Genomic DNA, 17,762 nt, shown 5'->3' on the forward strand with positions numbered 1-17,762 from the left:
AGAGAGGGAAAACACACATGCGGAAGCCGCGGAATCGTGCTGAATGGCGGATCGCCGGACGGTCGGCTTCGGGCCCTGTTACGGGATGCGTTCCACAGGGCGGACGACCATCGGCCGAGATACCGCGCGCTGTTCGTGGCCGCAGGTCAGACGCATGACTAAACAGATCGGCCGCCGTGGTCGAAACATTTCCGCGCATGGTGAGAGGGCCCACTGATATGCGCCCATGAATTCCCCTTGAGTGCCGCCAACCTGTCCCCCGCGGACGTGCGCATTCTAGTCACATCTTCGACAGAACCGGAAGAGTGTTCCCCTTGACGAACCGTCGGCGGTAGAACGGGGAGACGCCCCCGGATGTGCGGGCGTGAAGAAAAGGAGCCGGCGCACTAATACGCTGCTTTTTGTTGAAGGAGGCATGGGGTATCCGCTGGTGCGCCGGGCGGCGCCCCCGGGGCCCGCGTACCCACCCGGAGGCCACCGCCCCGATATCTCGCGGTATCAGACCTTGCGGTAGTCGTACGCCTCCGAGGCCGCCTGGGCGACCGCGTCCACATCCGCCCCGGTGGACGCGGTGACCACCGCCGCGACCGCCCCCTCCACCAGGGGCGCGTCCACCAGCCGCGCGCCCTCGGGCAGTTCGTCGCCTTCGGCCAGCAGCGATTTCACGGCCAGCACCGCGCTGCCGAGGTCGACCAGCACCGCCACACCCGCGCCCTGGTCCACCGCGTGGGCCGCCTCGGTGATCAGCTCCGGGCTGGTGCCCAGTCCGCCGTCCGGGTTGCCTCCGGCGGCGCGCACCGGGGCGTCGGTGCCGCCGGCCAGCCCGGCCGCCATCTCCGCTATGGACTCCGCGACCGCGGCGCTGTGCGAGACCAGCACGATGCCGACTCGCTTCTCCTGGGATTCCCCGCTCATCGGGCGGCCTCCGTGAGAGCCGCGACGATCAGCGCCGACGAGGCGGCACCCGGGTCCTGGTGGCCGATGCTGCGCTCGCCCAGATAGCTGGCCCTGCCCTTGCGGGCGAGCATCGGTGTGGTGGCCAGGGCGCCCTTCTCGGCGGCCTCGGCCGCCGCCGCGAACGACCCCCCGCCGGCCAGCGCCTCGACGGCGGGAAAGAGCGCGTCCAGCATCGTCTTGTCGCCGGGCGCGGCACCGCCGAGCTGCGCCACCGCGTCCACCCCGGCCCGCAGCGCGTCCGTCAGCTGCTGGGGGGTGATCTCCTCGGCGTCGCCCAGGGCTTTGCCCGCACGGCGAAGCAGCGTGCCGTACAGCGGCCCCGAGGCGCCGCCGACCTTGGAGATCAGCTGGCGTCCGGCCAGGATGAGGGCGGCCCCGGGGGAGCCCGGCCGCTCCTTGTCCAGCGCCTCCGCCACGGCGGCAAAGCCGCGCTGCATATTGGTGCCGTGGTCGGCGTCGCCGATCGCGGAGTCCAACTCGGTGAGCCGGGCCGCGTCACGGGTCACGGACGCCGCCGCGGCGGTGAGCCAGCGGTGGAAGAAAGGGGTGTCGAGCACGTGTTCGACGGCGGGTTCACTGCTGGACACAGACGCCTCCTCGGTCGATAGCGAACGGCGACAGCGTACGTACGGGGGTCGGTCGGCCCGTCAGCAGCCCCACCGCAGCCCGGCGGTCCGTACGGGCGCGTCCCACAGCCGCAGCAGTTCCTCGTCGACCTGGCAGAGCGTGACCGAGGCGCCCGCCATGTCGAGTGATGTGACGTAGTTGCCGACGAGCGTACGTGCCACCGCGATCCGGCGCTCGCCGAGCACCCGGTGCACCTCGGCGGCGAAGCCGTACAGCTCCAGCTGGGGGGTCGCCCCCATGCCGTTGACCAGTACCAGCACCGGGTTGTCCGGGGGCAGGTCCTCCAGTACCACGTGCACCGCGTAGTCGGCGATCTCGCGGGAGGTCATCATGGCCCTGCGCTCACGGCCCGGCTCACCGTGGATACCCACGCCCAACTCCAGCTCACCGGGCGGGAGATCGAAGGTGGGACCGCCCTTGGCGGGGGTGGAGCAGGCACTCAGCGCCACCCCGAAGCTGCGGGACAGCTCGTTGACCCGGCGGGCGATGGCCTCCACCCGCTCCAGCGGCATGCCCTCCTCGGCGGCGGCGCCCGCGATCTTCTCCACGAACAGGGTGGCGCCGGTGCCGCGGCGGCCCGCGGTGTACAGGCTGTCGGTCACCGCCGCGTCATCGTTGACCAGGACCTTGGCCACCTGGATGCCCTCGTCCTCGGCGAGCTCGGCCGCCATGTCGAAGTTGAGGACGTCGCCGGTGTAGTTCTTCACGACGAACAACACGCCCTTGCCGCTGTCCACGGCGGCCGCGGCGCGCACCATCTGATCGGGCACGGGGGAGGTGAAAACCTCGCCGGGGCAGGCCGCGTCGAGCATGCCGCGCCCCACAAATCCGCCGTGCAGCGGCTCGTGTCCCGATCCGCCCCCGGAGACCAGGGCCACCTTGTCGGCGACCGGCGCGTCCCGCCGGACGATCACGCGGTTCTCGACGTCCACCGTCAGCTCGGGATGGCAGGCGGCCATGCCGCGCAGTGCGTCGGAAACCACCGATTCGGCGACGTTGATGAGCATCTTCATGGGTGTGTCCGTCCTCCGCCGGGTGGGGGCTGTTCACCGCTCAAACAGCCTACGGATCCGGCGCTGACATGGCACCCCTTGGACATGGAGCCGAACGGCCTAATAGGCCGGAAATGGTACATAGACATCATATGGTGCGCGCATGGAGAATACTGCCGCACCGGCGGCCAATGCCGCGCGCCCACGCCCGCATACGCCTGAGCCGCCGCGGTACCGGCGCCCTGTGCCCTGGCTCGGCCTCGTGGCCCTCGGCTATGCCGTGGCCCAGCTCGCCGTGGTCATCCCGCACACCGGCCATGCGCTGGGCTGGGACGAGTCCGTCTACGTCTCCCAGGTGGACCCGCGCAATCCGCCCGCCTTCTTCAGTGCCCCCCGCTCGCGCGGCATCAGCCTGCTCGTCTCCCCCATCGTGGCCGCGACCTCCTCCATTCCGGTGCTCCGGGCACTCCTGACGGTGCTTTCCGCGCTCGCGCTCTACGCCTCCTTCCGGGTCTGGACCCGGCTGCTGCCCCGGACCACGGTCGCGCTGGCCGCCCTGCTCTTCTCCGGACTGTGGATCACGATGATCAGCGGGCCGGCGGTGATGCCGAACCTGTGGGTGGCGCTGGGCGCCGTGGCCGCCGTCGGGTGGTTCCTGCGTGTCCCCGCCGACCGCAACGCCCGCTGGTGGCTGGCCGCCGTCCTCGCGGGCGCCACCCTCGTCCGCACCCCCGACGGCGGCTGGCTCGGACTGCCCCTGCTCGTCTGGGCCATCGCCGTACGCGCCTGGCGGCCCGCCCTGCCGGCCGTGGCCGGCGGACTGCTGCTCGGCGCCGCCCAGTGGATCGGCGAGGCGTACGAGCGCTTCGGGGGCATCGCCCAGCGGCTGGCGGAATCCAGCGATGTCGAGGGCGGGATGGGCCTCCACTTCGCCGTCGGCGCCGCGCTGCGCAGCCTGAACGGGCCCCAGCTGTGCCGCCCCTGCGAAATGCCACTGCGCCACCCGGAGCTGACCGTGTGGTGGCTCGCGCTGCCGCTGCTCACCACCGCCGCCGTGATCGCCGCGCTACGGGAGCATCAGCGGCAGCGCACCCGCGTCCGCGTCGGGCTGGGGCGGCCCGATCCCCGCCGCGTCCCGGGGCTGCCGACGACGCTGCTGCCCGTGATCTGCGCGGGCGCGCTCGCCGTGCCCTATCTGCTGCTCATCGACTACTCCGCCCCGCGCTTCCTGATGCCCTCCTATGCGCTGCTCGCGCTGCCCATCGCCGGGCTGGTGTTCCGCGTGGTGCGCATCGCGAAGTCGCCCCGGCACATGGCCATCGCGCTCGGGGTGGTCATCACCCTCCAACTGGTCAGCCAATGCCTCGTACTCAGCCATGCCGCAGGTCAGTCCGACACCGTCACCGGGCGCTACCGCACGGCGGCCGACGCACTGGCCCGGCTGGGGCTGCGGCCGCCCTGTCTGCTGATCGGCGACCGCGCCCTGCCCGTCGCGTACCACGCCGGCTGCTCCTCCGCGCAGACCCGCGGCAACAACAAGTCCACCAGCACCCCCGCGCTGCTGCGCCGGGCCGCCCATGAACCCACCGCGCTGCTCACCAAGCGCAAGGGCGGCCGCCCCCCGTCCTACGCCCGCGACTGGGTCGCCTTTCCGCTGCCCGGTACCGAGTGGAACGTCCGTGTGCCGGTCGAGCAGGCGCGGGAGATGAAGGCCCGGAAATTCGGACAGGAGACGTCGGGTAAGCCCGGCAGCATGGGCACCATGACACCCGACCTCACCATCAGCTGGTCCGGATTCCGGTCGGCGGAGCCTGGATTCGCCGCCACCGTGCAGGACCGTTTCGGGCAGTACCGCCACCATGTGCTGGCCACCCTGCGCAAGGATGGCGCTCCGCGGCTGACCCCGCTCGAAGTGGCCTTCGGCGACGGCGAGATGTGGCTCGGCATGCTGCCGGAGTCGCGCAAGGCGCTGGATCTGCGCCGCGACCCGCGGTTCTCGCTCCAGGCCAACCCTGGTCCGGACGACGGAATGCTCGACGGCGACGCACGGATCAGCGGGCGGGCGGTCGAGGTGACCGACCCCGAGGTCATCGCCCGCTACGCCGAGGCGGTCCACCCCCCGGAGCCCTTCCACCTCTTCCGTGCCGAGGTGGCCGAGGTGGTGTACACCTCCGTGGACGACTCCGGACTGGTGCTGCGCACCTGGCGCCCGGGGCAGCCGGTGCGGATCGTACGGCCGGGCAATGACGCCGACCCGTCGCGGACCGAGACCCCGCCCGGCGAGGCTGCCGTGCCACCCGGCGATGCCGCCGAGTCGCCCCGCGATGCCGCCGAGCCGCCCGAGAGCGCTCCCGTGCCGTCCGAGAACGCTCCCGTGCCGCCCCGTGCGGACCAGGACTGAACGTCGACCACCGGGGACCTCGCGGAGGAGGTGGGACAGAACCGGCGTCGCGATGGCCGGCAGCGAACTGACGGACCGTCGGATCCTGTCGGTCCGGCCCCTTCCGTATTGGTGGAACACGTTCTACCGTGCCCCTCGATCCCAGGACACTCCCAGGCCGCCGTCGCGGCGCACGTGAGACTCGAGGAGGGGCCGTGGACCTCGAATTCACCCCTGAGCAGCGGCGGTTGCGCGCCGAACTGCGGACCTACTTCACCGAGCTGGTCCCCGACAATGCCTACGCCCGCTACGCCGATCCCGCCGGGCAGAAGCGGTTCTACCGCGAGACCATCCGGCGCCTGGGCGACGACCGCTGGCTGGGCGTCGGCTGGCCCCAGGAGTACGGCGGACGCGGCCTCGGCCCGGTCGAACAGTTCATCTTCTTCGACGAGGCGGCCCAGGCGGGCGTACCGCTGCCGCTCATGGCGCTCAACACCGTCGGGCCCACGCTGATGCGCTACGGCACCGAGGAGCAGAAGGCGTATTTCCTGCCGAAGATCCTCTCCGGCGAGATCGACTTCGCGATCGGCTACAGCGAGCCCGACTCCGGGACCGACCTGGCCTCGCTGAAAACCCGCGCGGTGCGCGAGGGCGACACCTACGTCGTCAACGGGCAGAAGACCTGGACCACCAACGGCGACACCGCCGACTGGGTGTGGCTCGCGGTCCGCACCGACCCCGAGGCCAAACCCCACAAGGGCATCAGCATCCTGCTGGTGCCGACCGACGACCCCGGCTACTCCTGCACCCCCATCACCACCCTCGCCTCCCACGACACCGCCGCCAGCTACTACGAGAACATCCGGGTGCCGGTCGGCCGCCGGGTCGGAGAGGAGAACGAGGGCTGGCGGATGATCACCACCCAGCTCAACTATGAACGCGTCACCCTCGCCGCCCACGGCACCATGGCCATCCGCGCCCTGCGCGGCGTCCAGCAGTGGGCGGCCGACACCAAGCTCGCCGACGGCCGCCGGGTGATCGACCTCGGCTGGGTCCGCGCCCGGCTGGCCCGTACCCACACCCGGCTGGACGCCATGAAGCTGCTCAACTGGCAGATGGTGGACGCCCTCCAGCGCGAGACCCTGACCCCGCAGGACGCCTCCGCCGTCAAGGTCTACGGCTCCGAGGCGCGCCGCGACGCCTACGCCTGGCTGATGGAGATCGTCGGCTCGGCGGGGCCACTCAAGGAGGGCTCGGCGGGCGCCGTGCTCCACGGCGAACTGGAACGCGGCTACCGCAGCAGCGTCGTCTTCACCTTCGGAGGCGGCAACAACGAGGTCCAGCGGGAGATCATCTCCTGGATCGGACTGGGGATGCCGAGGGTGCGGCGCTGAGCCGATGTGACCACAGGTCTGAGAACTACTGGAGACGTGTCGCGGTGCGGACAAGGTCGGCGACGGCTCTGGACCGACTGTGCGGTGGCCAGGCGATCACGGTGGTGACTTTCGGCGCGTCCAGCACGGGCACGGCGGCGAGGTCACCGGGCAGTTGGGCTCGGCACGACTCCGGTGAGACCGCGCAAGCCCGGCCGAGCGCGACGAGCTGCAACAACTGCGCGAAGTCACGGACCCGCGGGCCGGGGCCGGGCAGGTAGGCGCCGTCCGGGCCAGGCCAACGTGGCAGCGGAAGGCCCGGCAGCCCGGTGATGTCGGCCATGTGCACATGGGCCCGGACAGTGAGCGGATGCCCGGCCGGCAGGACCACGACCTGGCCCTCCGTGCTGAGCTCTTCGGTGTCGAACCCGGCCGTCGAGTCGAACGGCCGGTGCAGTAGCGCCACATCGGCCCGGCCCTCACGCAGAAGTCGTTCCTGCTCGGCCGGGCCGCACAGGATGACGTCGACGGCGACCGCGCCGGGTTCGGCGGCGTACGCGTCGAGCAGTTCCGCCAGCAGTTCGCGGGACGCGCTGGCTTTCGTCACCAGGACCAGGCCGGGACGCCCGGTCGCGGAAAGGGCGGCGTGGCGGGTCCGGCGCTCAGCGGCGTCGACCGTGCCGAGGGCCGCCCGGCCCTCGGTCATCAGCACCGAACCGGCCTCGGTCAGCGTGACGGTGCGGCTGGTCCGATCCAGCAGCGTTACCCCGAGCCGGCGTTCGAGCTGCTGGATCGCCCGTGACAGGGGCGGCTGCGCGATCCCGAGCCGCTGCGCGGCGCGCCCGAAGTGCAGCTCTTCAGCGACAGCGATGAAATATCGCAGTTCCCGGGTCTCCACCCGGCCACGCTACCCCGGATCAATACCTGGACGGTATCGTTGCCCACCCGATCGGTCTTGGCCCCCCGCCGGAGTCCGAGGGCAGCATGGTCCCCATGAGTGAACGAACAATTGCGCTGGTCACCGGCGCGAACAAGGGAATCGGCTACGAGATCGCCGCGGGCCTTGGCGCCCTCGGCTGGAGCGTCGGAGTCGGTGCCCGCGACGATCAGCGCCGTAAGGCCGCAGTGGAGCGACTGCGTACGGCCGGCGTCGACGCGTTCGGCGTACCACTGGACGTGACCGACGACGCGAGCGTCATCGCCGCCGCACGGCTGATCGAGGAACAGGCCGGGCGCCTCGACGTGCTCGTCAACAACGCCGGCATCGCCGGCCACATGCCGCAGGAGCCCACCCGGATCGATCCCGCCACCATCCGGACGGTCGTGGAGACCAACGTGATCGGCGTCATCCGTGTCACCAACGCGATGATGCCGCTGCTGCGCCGCTCTCCTTCACCTCGGATCGTGAACATGTCCAGCAGTGTCGGCTCCCTCACCCTGCAGTCAGGAACCACTGCTGAGCAGAGGACGGGTCCGGTGGCCGTCGCGTACGCGCCGTCGAAGACGTTCCTGAACGCCGTCACCCTCCAGTACGCCCGGGACCTGAGCGGCACGAACATCCTGATCAACGCCGGCTGCCCCGGCTACGTCGCGACCGACCTCAACGGCTTCCACGGTGTACGCACCCCCGAACAGGGCGCGGCGATCGCCATCAAACTCGCGATCCTGCCCGACGACGGCCCGACCGGCCAGTTCTTCGATGACGCCGGCGTAGTGCCCTGGTGATGTGCACAGCGGTCGTCACCCGGTGAGAAGGGACAGCCGGCCTGGTGCGGCGTGCCGCCGGGGTGGGGCGGATGCGGGGCCGCGCCCGCCGCCGGCCGTTCGCGACATTCGTACAAGACCGGCAGCCGCCGCCCCCGCACCATCGCCCTATGACCGACCACGACGCACAGCCCGCGCAGCCGATGCATGTGGACCGCGACGGACCGCGGGACGCGCCGCCACTGCTGTTCATCCATGGGTCCGGAGCCTCGGGCGCCTCCTGGGGACCGGTGGTCCCCGCCCTCGCCGCCCGTCATCATGTCGTCCGGATAGACCTCCCCGGCTGCGGCCAGTCCCCGCCCGCCAGGTCCTACGACGTTGCGGCCCAGGCGGGCCGCGTGGCGGCGCTGCTCGACGAACTCGGGCTGCGCGCCGTCACCGTGGTCGGCCACTCCAGCGGTGGATACGTCGCCACCGCGCTCGCGGAGCAGCGCCACGACCTGGTGGGTTCGCTGGCGATGATCAGCACCGGCCCGCGCCTCGATGCGCTCCTGCCACAGCCGGCCATCCTCCGCGCCCTGCTGGCACCGCCCTTCGGGCCGCTGCTGTGGCGGCGGCGTTCGGACGCGATGCTCCGCAAGAGCATCGGTGCCACGCTCGCCGGCCCTGCGGCCATTCCGCCCGGCATGGTCGCCGACCTGCGGAGCACCACCTACCGCGCGTTCCGCGACGTGTTGCGCGAGAACTCCGCGTACCTCGCCGAGCAGTCCGTGCCCGAGCGGCTCACCGCCCTCGGGCTCCCGGTGCTCGTGGTCTTCGGCGCTGCCGATCCCCGGTGGGATCCGGCGTCGGCGCGCCAGTACGACATCGTGCCGGACGTGCGGGTCGAGATGCTGCCGGGCGTTGGTCACATGCCCATGCTGGAAGCGCCCGAGGCAGTGGGCCGGCTGCTGCTGGACTTCGTGACCCCTTGCTCCGGAACCGCGTCGGCAGGCCCGGCCTAGAGTGGTGCCGTGTCGTCGCGGTACGTACCACCCGTGTGGTCGGGCGTGGAGATCGCGGTACCGGTGCCCTCGGACCGGCTGCCCGGCATCAGCATGGCCGGATTCCGCCAGCGTGTCGCCGCACCCGTCGATATCGCGATGGTCGCGCATCCGTCCGTCACCCTGCTCATCGATCTGAGCGACGATCGCGGCCTGGTCTGCGACACCCAGGGCCGGCACGGACGCGGCAGTGTCGTGATCGGCCTGGCTCCCGGGGAGCTGCGGGCGTCCGGCCTGGTGGGCGAGTGCCTGCAGATCCGGCTGCAGCCGGGTGTGGCGGCCGCGGTGCTCGGCTCGTCGGCCGGGGCCGGCGGGAGCGTGGAGTCCTTGGCGGACGTCTGGGGCCGCGACGCCGTGCGCATCGAGGAGCGGCTGCGTACCGCCGGGTCGTGGGGCGAGCGGTTCGCGATGGTGGCGGACGTCGTCCGCCGGCGGACCGGGGACGGTCTGCGGGTCGATCCGGAGGTCGCCCACATCTGGAGGCGGACGGTTGCCGGCCGTGGCCGGGTGCGTATCGACGGCCTGGCGGAGGAGGTCGGCTGGAGCCGCAAGCGCCTGTGGGCGCGTTTCCGCGGGCAGCTCGGCATCACCCCCAAACGGGCCGCCCAGCTGGTGCGGTTCGACCATGCGGCCCATCTGCTCGCGGCGGGTCTTCCTCCCGCCGGTGTCGCGGCCGAGAGCGGTTACGTCGACCAGCCCCATCTGCACCGCGACGTCAAGGCGTTCACGGGGCTTACGCCGACTGCAGTCGCCGCCGCGCCATGGCTGGCGATCGACGACGTCGCGTGGCCGGACTCCTGGCGGGCAGGGAGACCCGTGACCGGTGACGCACCCGGTCCCGGCCGGCGTCCCGGCGCCGGAGTCCGGCCCGACGTTGACGCCCACCGGCCGCACTTGCGCCGGACCGGCGTCGGCTCTGGATGATCGATTGCCCCCTCTGGCCTGGCCGGAGGGGGCGCTCGTCATGTTCTCGGTAGGTGCCGATCAGGTGCGCGGGCGCGCGATCAACCTGACATCTGGGCCAGACCGCGCTACGTCCACCAACTCACATCGAAGGATGTCGTCCATCGTCTCGATGGTGCCGCCTTCAAGTCCGCTCTTACCGCGGCCAAGGAGCGCTGGGGCGACGTAGGCAACGATGCGGTCGACCAGGCCAGCCGACACGAACGACGCGGCGAGAGTAGGGCCGCCCTCAAGGAACATCCCACGCACGCCGCGCTGGTGCAGTTCACGGAGCAGCGCCTCCACGTCCACGCCGACCTGTGCTCGGGGCAGCCTTACGACGGTGGCCACGTCGTCCAGGTGGGATGCGTCAGCGTCCTCTGCGACGGCGATCATCGTGGGTGCGGCATCATCGAGGACCCGGGCATCAGCCGGGGTCCGGGCGTTGGTGTCGACGATCACGCGCCACGGCTGCTCATTAACCGGTACGGCCACCTTCAGCTTGGGGTCATCCTTCATCGAACGCACCGCGAGGTGGGGGTTATCGGCCTGCTGGGTGCCGGACCCGACGACAGTTGCCTGGCAGGCTGCGCGTAGCGCGTGGACTTCTGCACGGGACTCGGCGCTAGTGATCCACTGGCTGGTGCTGTCCGCCGCGGCGATCCGGCCGTCCAGCGTGGCCGCGTATTTGTAGACGACGAACGGCCGTCCATCGACTTTGTGCCACTCGTCCGCGCCGACCAGCTCGCTGATGTGCATGGGGTCCTCCAGACAGATCCTGATTCCGGGCAGCCTAGTCACACTGCTGCGACTGCCTCGGACAGCTCTCGCACCATTGCGTTACGGCGCCACGGCGCCAGGCCGGTGACGACTCGGCGGAGCTCTGCAGTGGTGCGGCGGGACTCCGTCTCTCGGCTGATCTCCAGCGCTGCCATGGCAGTGGCACAGGCTGCGTCCGGGGCCCGGTCGGCGGCGTGCGCGGTAGCGAGCCGGGCCAGATGTAGGCCCCGCTCGCGCTGGTAAATGGCTGGCCAGTGGTCGATGGCTTGCTGGTAGGTGGTCACAGCGTCCGTCGGCTTGCCGAGCTTGAGGTAGCACGTTGCCCGCTGAGCATGGACGTATGCGTGGTTGCAGTAGCCGCCAAGCTGATCGCTTACCGTCTCGTCTCCCTCGACAAGGGTCTGGGCAGCGTCGAGCGCTCGGAGGGCTGGCAGTTCGCCTCCAATGAGGGCATGACCATGTGCTGCCTGGAGGTGGGCAGAAGCACGGATACGTGCGGGTACATCGCCGCGTACTCGCAGGGCGGCCGACGCCAGGCCGACGGCCCGCTGCTGCTGCCCGAGCCCGACGGACTGCTGTGCCTTGCGCATCAGAATGAAGGCTTGCCGTACGGGGTCGTCGGCTTCCTGCACCCATTCCATCGCCCGGTCGGACCACCATAAGGCTTCCTCGGGGCGGCCGAGATCCTCGTAGAGCCAGCCAGCGAACTCGGCCCACTCAGCGCCAGTTTGGAGGATCTCCCGTCGGAGGGGCCTCCGCGCCGCGGGAAGCAGTTGCTGCTCGATGACCGCGAGGTGGTCGTGAACGGCGCTGATCGCGGCGTGTGGTCCGTAAAGCCCGTCTGATTGGACCAGCGTGGCGCGGAGCTGCTGGAGGTGGCCAACAACGGCTGGATTGACCGGGCGACGGGTCGTGGAACTGGCCGCGGGAAGGATGGCAAGACCGGCTGCTGCTGCGGTGGTTGTGCCCAGGAAGTCGCGTCGATTCACGTCAGCATTGTGTGGTGTGTTCCCGGCCAGCCCGACTTGGGAGGGGGCCATACCGAGCCGGTCGGCGACGAGCGCGAGAACATCGACGTCGCGTGCTGATTGCCGGCCGCGTTCCAGGCGGCTGATGGTGCTTTGGCTGTACCCGCACATATCGGCCAGCTGCTGCTGGGTCCACCCACGTGCGCGGCGAGCGGCAGAGATGGCTTCACCTGCGCTGGAATGCTGCGCTAACTGCCCCATACACGGTCCCGGTCTGCGGTGGCGTGGCTCAATAAGGAGATACCCACAGTAGCGGCCCATTCGCATGCGTATGCAGGTTCTGCATAGGCGCAGCGTGTGATGCATGCGGTGGGGACGGCGGCGTGGTGTGCGCGTTTGTCTGGACGCAAGAGGCGAGACGCACTGTCGGAGGCACCCCTATGAAGGCCGCAGACCTGCTGTGGACACCCCCGCCCTCCGGGGGCGTCGAGGCGTTACCCGTAGGGAAGTGGTGGGACGCGGTCCGCGTCTCGCCGCCCGTGGGGGAACGCGGCCTCGAACTCCTCAGCGACGATACCGGGGCCGTCATCCAAGACAGCTACGGCACCCTCTACTGGCTCATCGCCATTGGCTCTGCCGCCGGCTGGCACCTCCGCGGAACTCGCGTCCTCTGCGAACTGGCCGACGAAGTGACCTACCTCGGCGTGCCACCGGTCGACTGGACCGAGCCCTCCCACAAGGGCAACACCCACTGGCGCGTACCGCTCGGCCCCGGCCGGTACCTGACCGACACCCGGCTGCTCCGGGAAGCCCTTGCCGCCGCCGACCACATCGAACACGGCCCCCGCGTCGAAGGGCGCCAGCTCTGCGTCCGCTGTCAGCTGCCGACCGACGAACCGGTGCTCGTCGGTGCGGAAGGCGGCAGTATCGGTGGCGCCGTGTACGCCTGCGCCCGCCACGCCCCCGAGTACCGGCGGCACGACCCGCTGGTACTTCTCGACGCGCTGCGCCGCGGCCCGGGCGTCTGATGGACGGGCGGCAGAGCGCGGCCCTGCCCGCGGCCGAGGAGGAGTGGCGTGCGGCGATCGAGCACGCCGCGTGCTGCCTGGCGTGCCGGACGCCCGGGGCTGTGTGCGAGACCGGCGGGGGCCTACTCGCCGCGTACAACGCGGCCACTCGGCAGGCCCGGGAGGCCACCCCGTAGACCGGGGTGGGCCGCTGGGTGGCCTGGGCCCCGTACTGGACAGACGGTCCCAGCGGTCCACCCTCCAGACCCCCGCCTGGCCACTGACGGAGCCGGACGGGATGTCAATGCAGGAACCGACCTGAGGAGGACGAATGACCCTGAGCAACTGCAACCACGAATGGGTGGGCTGGAGCGGCAAGAACCGCTGTCGCAAGTGCGGCGCCACCCAGTAGAAAAGAAGCCGGAAGGGGTGTCGGGCAATCGGCACCCCGATCCCGCACCCGAGGGAGAAGGCGTGATCGAGCGCATTGAGTGGGACGACCTTCCGGGCGAGTTCCGCACCGCGGTGGAGGATCGCACGGGAGCGGTGGCCGCAGCGGAGACCGTCGCGGAGGGCCTGAACTGCGCCGTCGCCCTGATTCTCACCACTGCAAACGGCACCCTCTTCCTCAGGGGTGTCCGCCACAGCGACGTGGACGGGATGGCGGCACTCCGCTGCGAGGAGCAGATCAACCCCACCGTCGGCGGTATCAGTCCCACCATCCGCCACCGGTTTGACGCGGGAGGCTGGCTGGCACTGGCATTCACGCATGTTCCCGGCCAGCACGCCGACCTTGGCCCCGGATCCGCGGATATGGACGCCGTCACCTTCACGCTCCAGCGCATGCAGAACCTGCCGACCCCCGGCTTCCCCATTCCGCAGTTGGCGGACCGGCTCGAGGATTTTCTCGAGCCCGGCGAGGCCGAGCGCCTGGCGGGCACCTGTCTGCTGCACACCGATACGAACCCGCACAACATTCTGATCAACAGCGATGCGGGCAAGGCGTACGTGGTGGACTGGGCCATGCCCGCGATCGGCCCGGCCTGGGTGGACCCGGCCTACACCGCGGTACGGCTCATGGAGTGCGAGCAGTCTCCGACCGAGGCCCTGGCGTGGTTGGGCAACTTCACGAGCTGGCGCGAGGCAGACGAGCAAGCGGTTCGGGCGTTCGTGATGGCCACCTGTCGGCACTGGACGGCAGCGGTCGGGGAGAAGGACGCGGAGCCGAGCAACCGCCGGTTTCGGTATCTGCTCGCATACGACTGGGCCGCGGCCACCAGGAAGTCGCCATCGCGGCAATGAACTCAGACGGGGGCGTCATTCGGTGCTCCGCAACGCGTCGTGACCGATGGTGTGGTCCCACCAGGCGCCGAGGTCCGGCCCGCCGGGCCGGGGATAGCCTGGCCCGCAGGAGGTGGTGGTCATGGCGGCCCCGTTGTCCGGCTCCCACGGCGTCCACGGCACCGACGCGGGGCTGTACGGCCCGCGCTCCGTGACATGGCAGATGCACGGTGACCCGATGATGTGGATCGCGGGGGTGCGCGCCCTGTACCTCCAGGCGCTGCACCCGCTCGCGGTCCGCGGTGTCACCCAGAACTCCGACTTCCGCGAGGACGCCTGGGGGCGGCTGATCCGCACCGCCCGCTTCGTCGCCACCATCACCTATGGGACCACCGAGGCCGCCGAGCGCGCCGGGGCCCGGGTCCGCGGCATCCACCGCAGGCTCTCCCTGACCGATCCCGCCACCGGCGCCCGGCACGGTGTCGACGAGCCCGATCTGCTGCTGTGGGTGCACTGCGCCGCCATCGACTCCTACCTCCATGTGGTGCGGCGCTCCGGCTATCCGCTCACCGGCGCCCAGGCGGACGACTATGTGGCGGAGAACACCGAAGCCGCCCGGCTGGTCGGCCTCGACCCCGCCGCCGTTCCCGCCGACACCGCGGAACTGGCCGCGTACTTCACCATGGTGCGCCCCCGGCTCACCGCCTCCCCCGAGGCCCGCGAGGTGGACGCCTTTCTGCGCAGACCTCCGGTCCATGCCCTGCTGGTCCCGGCGCGCGAGGCGATCTGGGGGCGCTTCGCCGCGCTGGCCTATGCCTCCCTGCCCTCGTACGCCCACGCCCTGTACGGCCGTCCCGCGCCCGCTCCCGCCGTTGTCACCCGGCGGCTGAAGGTGACGGGCAGGGCGCTGCGCTGCATTCCGCCCCAGGCGCGCTGGCAGCTTCCGCCCCAACACATCCTGCGCGCCATGGAGCGGCTCGGCCCCGGCACCCGGCCCTCGCCCTACAAACTCCGCAGAAACGCGGCCATACTGGACGGCGGGGACGGGCCGGGCGCGGCGAGACGCGCGGCCGGCTTCCACGGGGGCGGTGGAAGGGGGCACCTTCCGCCGAAGGCAGGGGGAGAATGGCGGACACCAGGCTGATCCAGGGCCGGTACCGATTGCTGGACCTGATCGGGCGCGGGGGAATGGGCGAGGTGTGGCGGGCGCGGGACGAGGCGCTCGGCCGTCGTGTCGCCGTCAAATGCCTCAAACCGCTGGGGCCACAGTACGACCAGGCGGTCACCGGTGTGCTGCGCGAGCGCTTCCGGCGCGAGGCGCGGGTCGCCGCGGCGCTCCAGCACCGCGGGGTGACCGTGGTCCATGACTTCGGCGAGGACGAGGGCGTGCTCTTCCTCGTCATGGAGTTACTGGAGGGCCGCAACCTCGGCCAGCTGCTGGACGACAACAAGCACCATCCGCTGCCGGTGCCGGATGTGCTGGACATCGCCGGTCAGGTCGCCGCGGCCCTCGCCTACACCCATCAACAGGGCATCGTGCACCGGGATTTGAAACCGGCCAACATCATGCGGCTCGCCGACGGCAGTGTGAAGCTCTGCGACTTCGGTATCGCCCGCCCCGGCCAGGACATCGGCCTCACCTCCCGGCTCACCGGCACCGGCGTGGCCATGGGCACACCGCACTACATGTCGCCCGAGCAGATCGTGGGCGGTGCCGTCGACCACCGTAGCGATCTGTACTCGCTGGGCTGTGTGCTCTACGAACTGGCCACCGGGGCACCGCCGTTCGACCTCGGCGACGCCTGGGCGATCCTGGTCGGCCACCGGGACACCCCGCCCGCCCCGCCGAGACGCCACCGCCCCGAACTGCCGGAGCGGTTCGAGCGGGTGGTGCTCGATCTGCTCGCCAAGACCCCGGAGCGCCGCCCGCGCGACGCCTCCGACCTCGCCGAGCGGATCGCCGTGGCGCGGACCGCTCGGTTCCCGGCGCCCGGTGGGGACGTCGTCCGGGGGCCGGGGCCACGGCTTCCGGCCTGGGCCCTGAGGATGACCATCGGTTCGCGGGCGGGTGGCCCGGACGCGGCGCTGCCGACCCCGGCGGACCCGCCCGCGGCCCTCACCGGCGCCTGGACCGGCCCCCACGCGGTGCCCGCCGTGCCGCCGGGTCCGCCCGCCCCGCCGGGTGCCGTTTCACCGGGGCTGCCCGTATCGCCCGACGGCTGTGGCGCGAGCTCGGCCGCCTGGGCACAGGCCCCGCCTATGTCATGGCCCGCCGCGAGACACGCCGTTCCCGCCGACGGCCGTTGGGCGGGCCCGCCCGCGGTGGTGTACGCCGCGCCCCCGGGTCCGCCCGGTGACGCGTACGGGCACGGGCCCGAGGCCGACCGGCTCGGTGAGCGGCACCAGGCCGGACTGCGGCTGGGGTGGCTCGGCCGTTGGCAGGAGGCGGCCGAGCTGCACCGCGCGGTCGCCGCCGAGCGCGAGCGGCTGCTCGGCCCCGACCACCGCGACACCCTCGCCAGCCGCTACGAGATGGCGTTCGCCCTGGGCGGTCTGGACCGCCCCGGCGAGGCGCTGCGCGCGTACGCCGAGGTCGCGGCGGCCCGCGAACGGGTGCTGGGCCCCGGCCATCCCGATACGCTCGCCGCCCGGCAGGAGACCGCGTTCACCCTCGGCCGCCTCGGCCATCACACCGAGGCTCACGGGATCTACACCGCCGTCCTCGCCACCCGTGAGCGAACGATGGGCGCCGAGCACCCCGACACCCTGCGCTGCCGCCACAACCTCGCCTTCAACCTGGGCCGTCTGGGCCGCCATCAGGAGGCCCACCGGATGGCATGCGAGGTGGCCGCCGCCCGGACCCGGGTGCTGGGCGCCGAACACCCCGACACCCTGGTCACCCGCTCCGAGGTGGCGTACGCCCTCGGTCGGCTCGACCGCTGGGAGGAGGCGCTGAGCGGCTACCGCGAGGTGGCCGCGGCCCGCACCCGGACGCTCGGCCCGGACCACCCCGACACCTTCGCCGCCCGCTACGAGGTCGGGATCAGCCTGGGGCGTCTGCACCGTGCCCCGGAGGCGCTGATGGTCTACCGCGCCCTCGTCGCCGACCGCACCCGCGCCCAGGGCCCGTCACATCCGGAGACCCTGCGCGCCCGGCACGGCCTCGGCGTCAACCTCGGCCGACTCGGCCGCTGGTCGGAGGCGCTCGCCGAGGCGCGCGAGGTCTGTGCCCTGCGCGAGCGCGCCCTCGGCCCGGACCATCCGGACACCCTGGTCAGCGAGCGGGAGGTGGCCGTGGCGCTCGGCTGGCTGGGCCTATGGTCGGACGCGCTGGCCGGATACCGGCGGGTCGCCCGCGCCCGGACCCGCGTGCTGGGCCCGAGCCACCCCGACACGGTGGCCAGCCGTATGGACGAGGCCCACTGCCTGGAACAGCTCGACCGCCACCCCGCGGTCGCCGAGCCGCACCACCCCGCATGCGCGGAGCCCCGCGCCTACGGCTGACCCCACGCGGCTGCTGACCCGCCGCCGCACCCGGCCCCGTTCGGGCCCCGCCGTGGGGCGGGGGTGTGACGGCCGGGCACCGCCGTACCCGGCGTACAGGGGCGTGCCTGCCGCACCCGCCGCACCGGCGGTACCCACCCCCACCGGCCGTCCCCGCCGCACCGGCGGTCTGGCCCTGGAGATCGTTGCGTGTTAGGCAGAGGG

The 17,762-nt window shown here is 71.6% G+C and carries 16 protein-coding genes; 10 read left to right on the top strand and 6 right to left on the bottom strand.

The window, feature by feature from the left end; translation table 11 throughout:
* Positions 1–498: 498 nt before the first annotated feature.
* The 3 genes from dhaM to dhaK are packed head-to-tail and all read right to left on the bottom strand — an operon-like array spanning position 499 to position 2,597.
* Positions 499–915, bottom strand: a complete 417-nt coding sequence (gene dhaM, locus JK363_RS08880) for a dihydroxyacetone kinase phosphoryl donor subunit DhaM (RefSeq protein WP_201873523.1) — start codon at positions 913–915, stop codon at positions 499–501.
* Complete coding sequence (dhaL, locus tag JK363_RS08885) at positions 912–1,544, bottom strand: dihydroxyacetone kinase subunit DhaL (RefSeq protein ID WP_307821655.1); 633 nt, start codon at positions 1,542–1,544, stop codon at positions 912–914. The genes dhaM and dhaL overlap by 4 nt, the downstream gene beginning before the upstream one ends.
* A 60-nt stretch (positions 1,545–1,604) precedes the next feature.
* Positions 1,605–2,597, bottom strand: a complete 993-nt coding sequence (dhaK, locus tag JK363_RS08890) for a dihydroxyacetone kinase subunit DhaK (RefSeq protein ID WP_201873525.1) — start codon at positions 2,595–2,597, stop codon at positions 1,605–1,607.
* Between the two features lie 142 nt (positions 2,598–2,739).
* Between dhaK and JK363_RS08895 the strand changes: the two genes are divergently transcribed.
* Positions 2,740–4,977: a pyridoxamine 5'-phosphate oxidase family protein gene (locus tag JK363_RS08895; RefSeq protein ID WP_201873527.1), complete on the top strand. Its 2,238-nt coding sequence runs from the start codon at positions 2,740–2,742 to the stop codon at positions 4,975–4,977.
* 194 nt (positions 4,978–5,171) lie between these two features.
* Positions 5,172–6,350, top strand: coding sequence for an acyl-CoA dehydrogenase family protein (locus JK363_RS08900; RefSeq protein ID WP_201873532.1), 1,179 nt, complete (start codon positions 5,172–5,174; stop codon positions 6,348–6,350).
* A gap of 25 nt (positions 6,351–6,375) precedes the next feature.
* Here JK363_RS08900 and JK363_RS08905 read toward each other — a convergent pair whose 3' ends face one another.
* Positions 6,376–7,227: a LysR family transcriptional regulator gene (locus JK363_RS08905; RefSeq protein WP_201873533.1), complete on the bottom strand. Its 852-nt coding sequence runs from the start codon at positions 7,225–7,227 to the stop codon at positions 6,376–6,378.
* Between the two features lie 95 nt (positions 7,228–7,322).
* On the opposite strand from JK363_RS08905, the gene JK363_RS08910 reads away from it, so the two are divergent.
* The 3 genes from JK363_RS08910 to JK363_RS08920 all read left to right on the top strand — a co-directional run bounded on the left by JK363_RS08910 (position 7,323) and on the right by JK363_RS08920 (position 10,000).
* Positions 7,323–8,054, top strand: a complete 732-nt coding sequence (locus JK363_RS08910; RefSeq protein WP_201873534.1) for an SDR family oxidoreductase — start codon at positions 7,323–7,325, stop codon at positions 8,052–8,054.
* Positions 8,055–8,203: 149 nt separating this feature from the next.
* The gene (locus tag JK363_RS08915; protein WP_201873535.1) at positions 8,204–9,037 is read left to right on the top strand and encodes an alpha/beta fold hydrolase; all 834 of its coding nucleotides are present in this window, start codon (positions 8,204–8,206) and stop codon (positions 9,035–9,037) included.
* A gap of 9 nt (positions 9,038–9,046) precedes the next feature.
* Positions 9,047–10,000, top strand: a complete 954-nt coding sequence (locus JK363_RS08920; protein ID WP_307821656.1) for an AraC family transcriptional regulator — start codon at positions 9,047–9,049, stop codon at positions 9,998–10,000.
* A 60-nt stretch (positions 10,001–10,060) separates the two neighbouring features.
* Here JK363_RS08920 and ribD read toward each other — a convergent pair whose 3' ends face one another.
* Both ribD and JK363_RS08930 read right to left on the bottom strand, forming a co-directional pair.
* Entirely contained in the window at positions 10,061–10,777 is a 717-nt protein-coding gene (ribD, locus tag JK363_RS08925; RefSeq protein WP_201873536.1) for a bifunctional diaminohydroxyphosphoribosylaminopyrimidine deaminase/5-amino-6-(5-phosphoribosylamino)uracil reductase RibD, read from the bottom strand.
* A 38-nt stretch (positions 10,778–10,815) separates the two neighbouring features.
* Positions 10,816–12,027, bottom strand: coding sequence for an NsdA family TPR-like regulatory protein (locus tag JK363_RS08930; RefSeq protein WP_201873538.1), 1,212 nt, complete (start codon positions 12,025–12,027; stop codon positions 10,816–10,818).
* Positions 12,028–12,206: 179 nt separating this feature from the next.
* On the opposite strand from JK363_RS08930, the gene JK363_RS08935 reads away from it, so the two are divergent.
* The 5 genes from JK363_RS08935 to JK363_RS08955 all read left to right on the top strand — a co-directional run bounded on the left by JK363_RS08935 (position 12,207) and on the right by JK363_RS08955 (position 17,558).
* Entirely contained in the window at positions 12,207–12,794 is a 588-nt protein-coding gene (locus JK363_RS08935; RefSeq protein WP_201873543.1) for a hypothetical protein, read from the top strand.
* Positions 12,794–12,970 carry a hypothetical protein gene (locus JK363_RS08940; RefSeq protein ID WP_201873544.1) on the top strand — a complete coding sequence of 59 codons (177 nt, stop codon included), beginning with the start codon at positions 12,794–12,796 and terminating at the stop codon, positions 12,968–12,970. Before JK363_RS08935 ends, JK363_RS08940 begins: the two co-directional genes overlap by 1 nt.
* A 160-nt stretch (positions 12,971–13,130) precedes the next feature.
* On the top strand, positions 13,131–14,075 hold the full coding sequence (locus tag JK363_RS08945) for a phosphotransferase family protein (protein ID WP_215910651.1): 945 nt from the start codon (positions 13,131–13,133) through the stop codon (positions 14,073–14,075).
* Between the two features lie 121 nt (positions 14,076–14,196).
* The gene (locus JK363_RS08950) at positions 14,197–15,198 is read left to right on the top strand and encodes an oxygenase MpaB family protein (RefSeq protein ID WP_201873545.1); all 1,002 of its coding nucleotides are present in this window, start codon (positions 14,197–14,199) and stop codon (positions 15,196–15,198) included.
* Positions 15,180–17,558 (top strand): serine/threonine-protein kinase, encoded by a 2,379-nt coding sequence (locus JK363_RS08955; RefSeq protein ID WP_201873546.1) that lies wholly within the window; start codon positions 15,180–15,182, stop codon positions 17,556–17,558. The genes JK363_RS08950 and JK363_RS08955 overlap by 19 nt, the downstream gene beginning before the upstream one ends.
* Positions 17,559–17,762: the final 204 nt, after the last annotated feature.

It is taken from the genome of Streptomyces coffeae, assembly GCF_016741875.1.
Taxonomy (GTDB): Bacteria; Actinomycetota; Actinomycetes; order Streptomycetales; family Streptomycetaceae; genus Streptomyces; species Streptomyces coffeae.

Bases quoted from the DNA above. Each gene is read 5' to 3' on its own strand.
- JK363_RS08950 (WP_201873545.1), top strand. From the start codon at position 14,197: ATGGCGGCCCCGTTGTCCGGCTCCCACGGCGTCCACGGCACCGACGCG.
- JK363_RS08940 (WP_201873544.1), top strand. From the start codon at position 12,794: ATGGACGGGCGGCAGAGCGCGGCCCTGCCCGCGGCCGAGGAGGAGTGG.
- JK363_RS08915 (WP_201873535.1), top strand. From the start codon at position 8,204: ATGACCGACCACGACGCACAGCCCGCGCAGCCGATGCATGTGGACCGC.
- JK363_RS08895 (WP_201873527.1), top strand. From the start codon at position 2,740: ATGGAGAATACTGCCGCACCGGCGGCCAATGCCGCGCGCCCACGCCCG.
- ribD (WP_201873536.1), bottom strand. From the start codon at position 10,777: ATGCACATCAGCGAGCTGGTCGGCGCGGACGAGTGGCACAAAGTCGAT.
- JK363_RS08935 (WP_201873543.1), top strand. From the start codon at position 12,207: ATGAAGGCCGCAGACCTGCTGTGGACACCCCCGCCCTCCGGGGGCGTC.
- dhaM (WP_201873523.1), bottom strand. From the start codon at position 915: ATGAGCGGGGAATCCCAGGAGAAGCGAGTCGGCATCGTGCTGGTCTCG.
- JK363_RS08930 (WP_201873538.1), bottom strand. From the start codon at position 12,027: ATGGGGCAGTTAGCGCAGCATTCCAGCGCAGGTGAAGCCATCTCTGCC.
- dhaK (WP_201873525.1), bottom strand. From the start codon at position 2,597: ATGAAGATGCTCATCAACGTCGCCGAATCGGTGGTTTCCGACGCACTG.
- JK363_RS08955 (WP_201873546.1), top strand. From the start codon at position 15,180: ATGGCGGACACCAGGCTGATCCAGGGCCGGTACCGATTGCTGGACCTG.
- JK363_RS08945 (WP_215910651.1), top strand. From the start codon at position 13,131: ATGGGTGGGCTGGAGCGGCAAGAACCGCTGTCGCAAGTGCGGCGCCAC.
- JK363_RS08910 (WP_201873534.1), top strand. From the start codon at position 7,323: ATGAGTGAACGAACAATTGCGCTGGTCACCGGCGCGAACAAGGGAATC.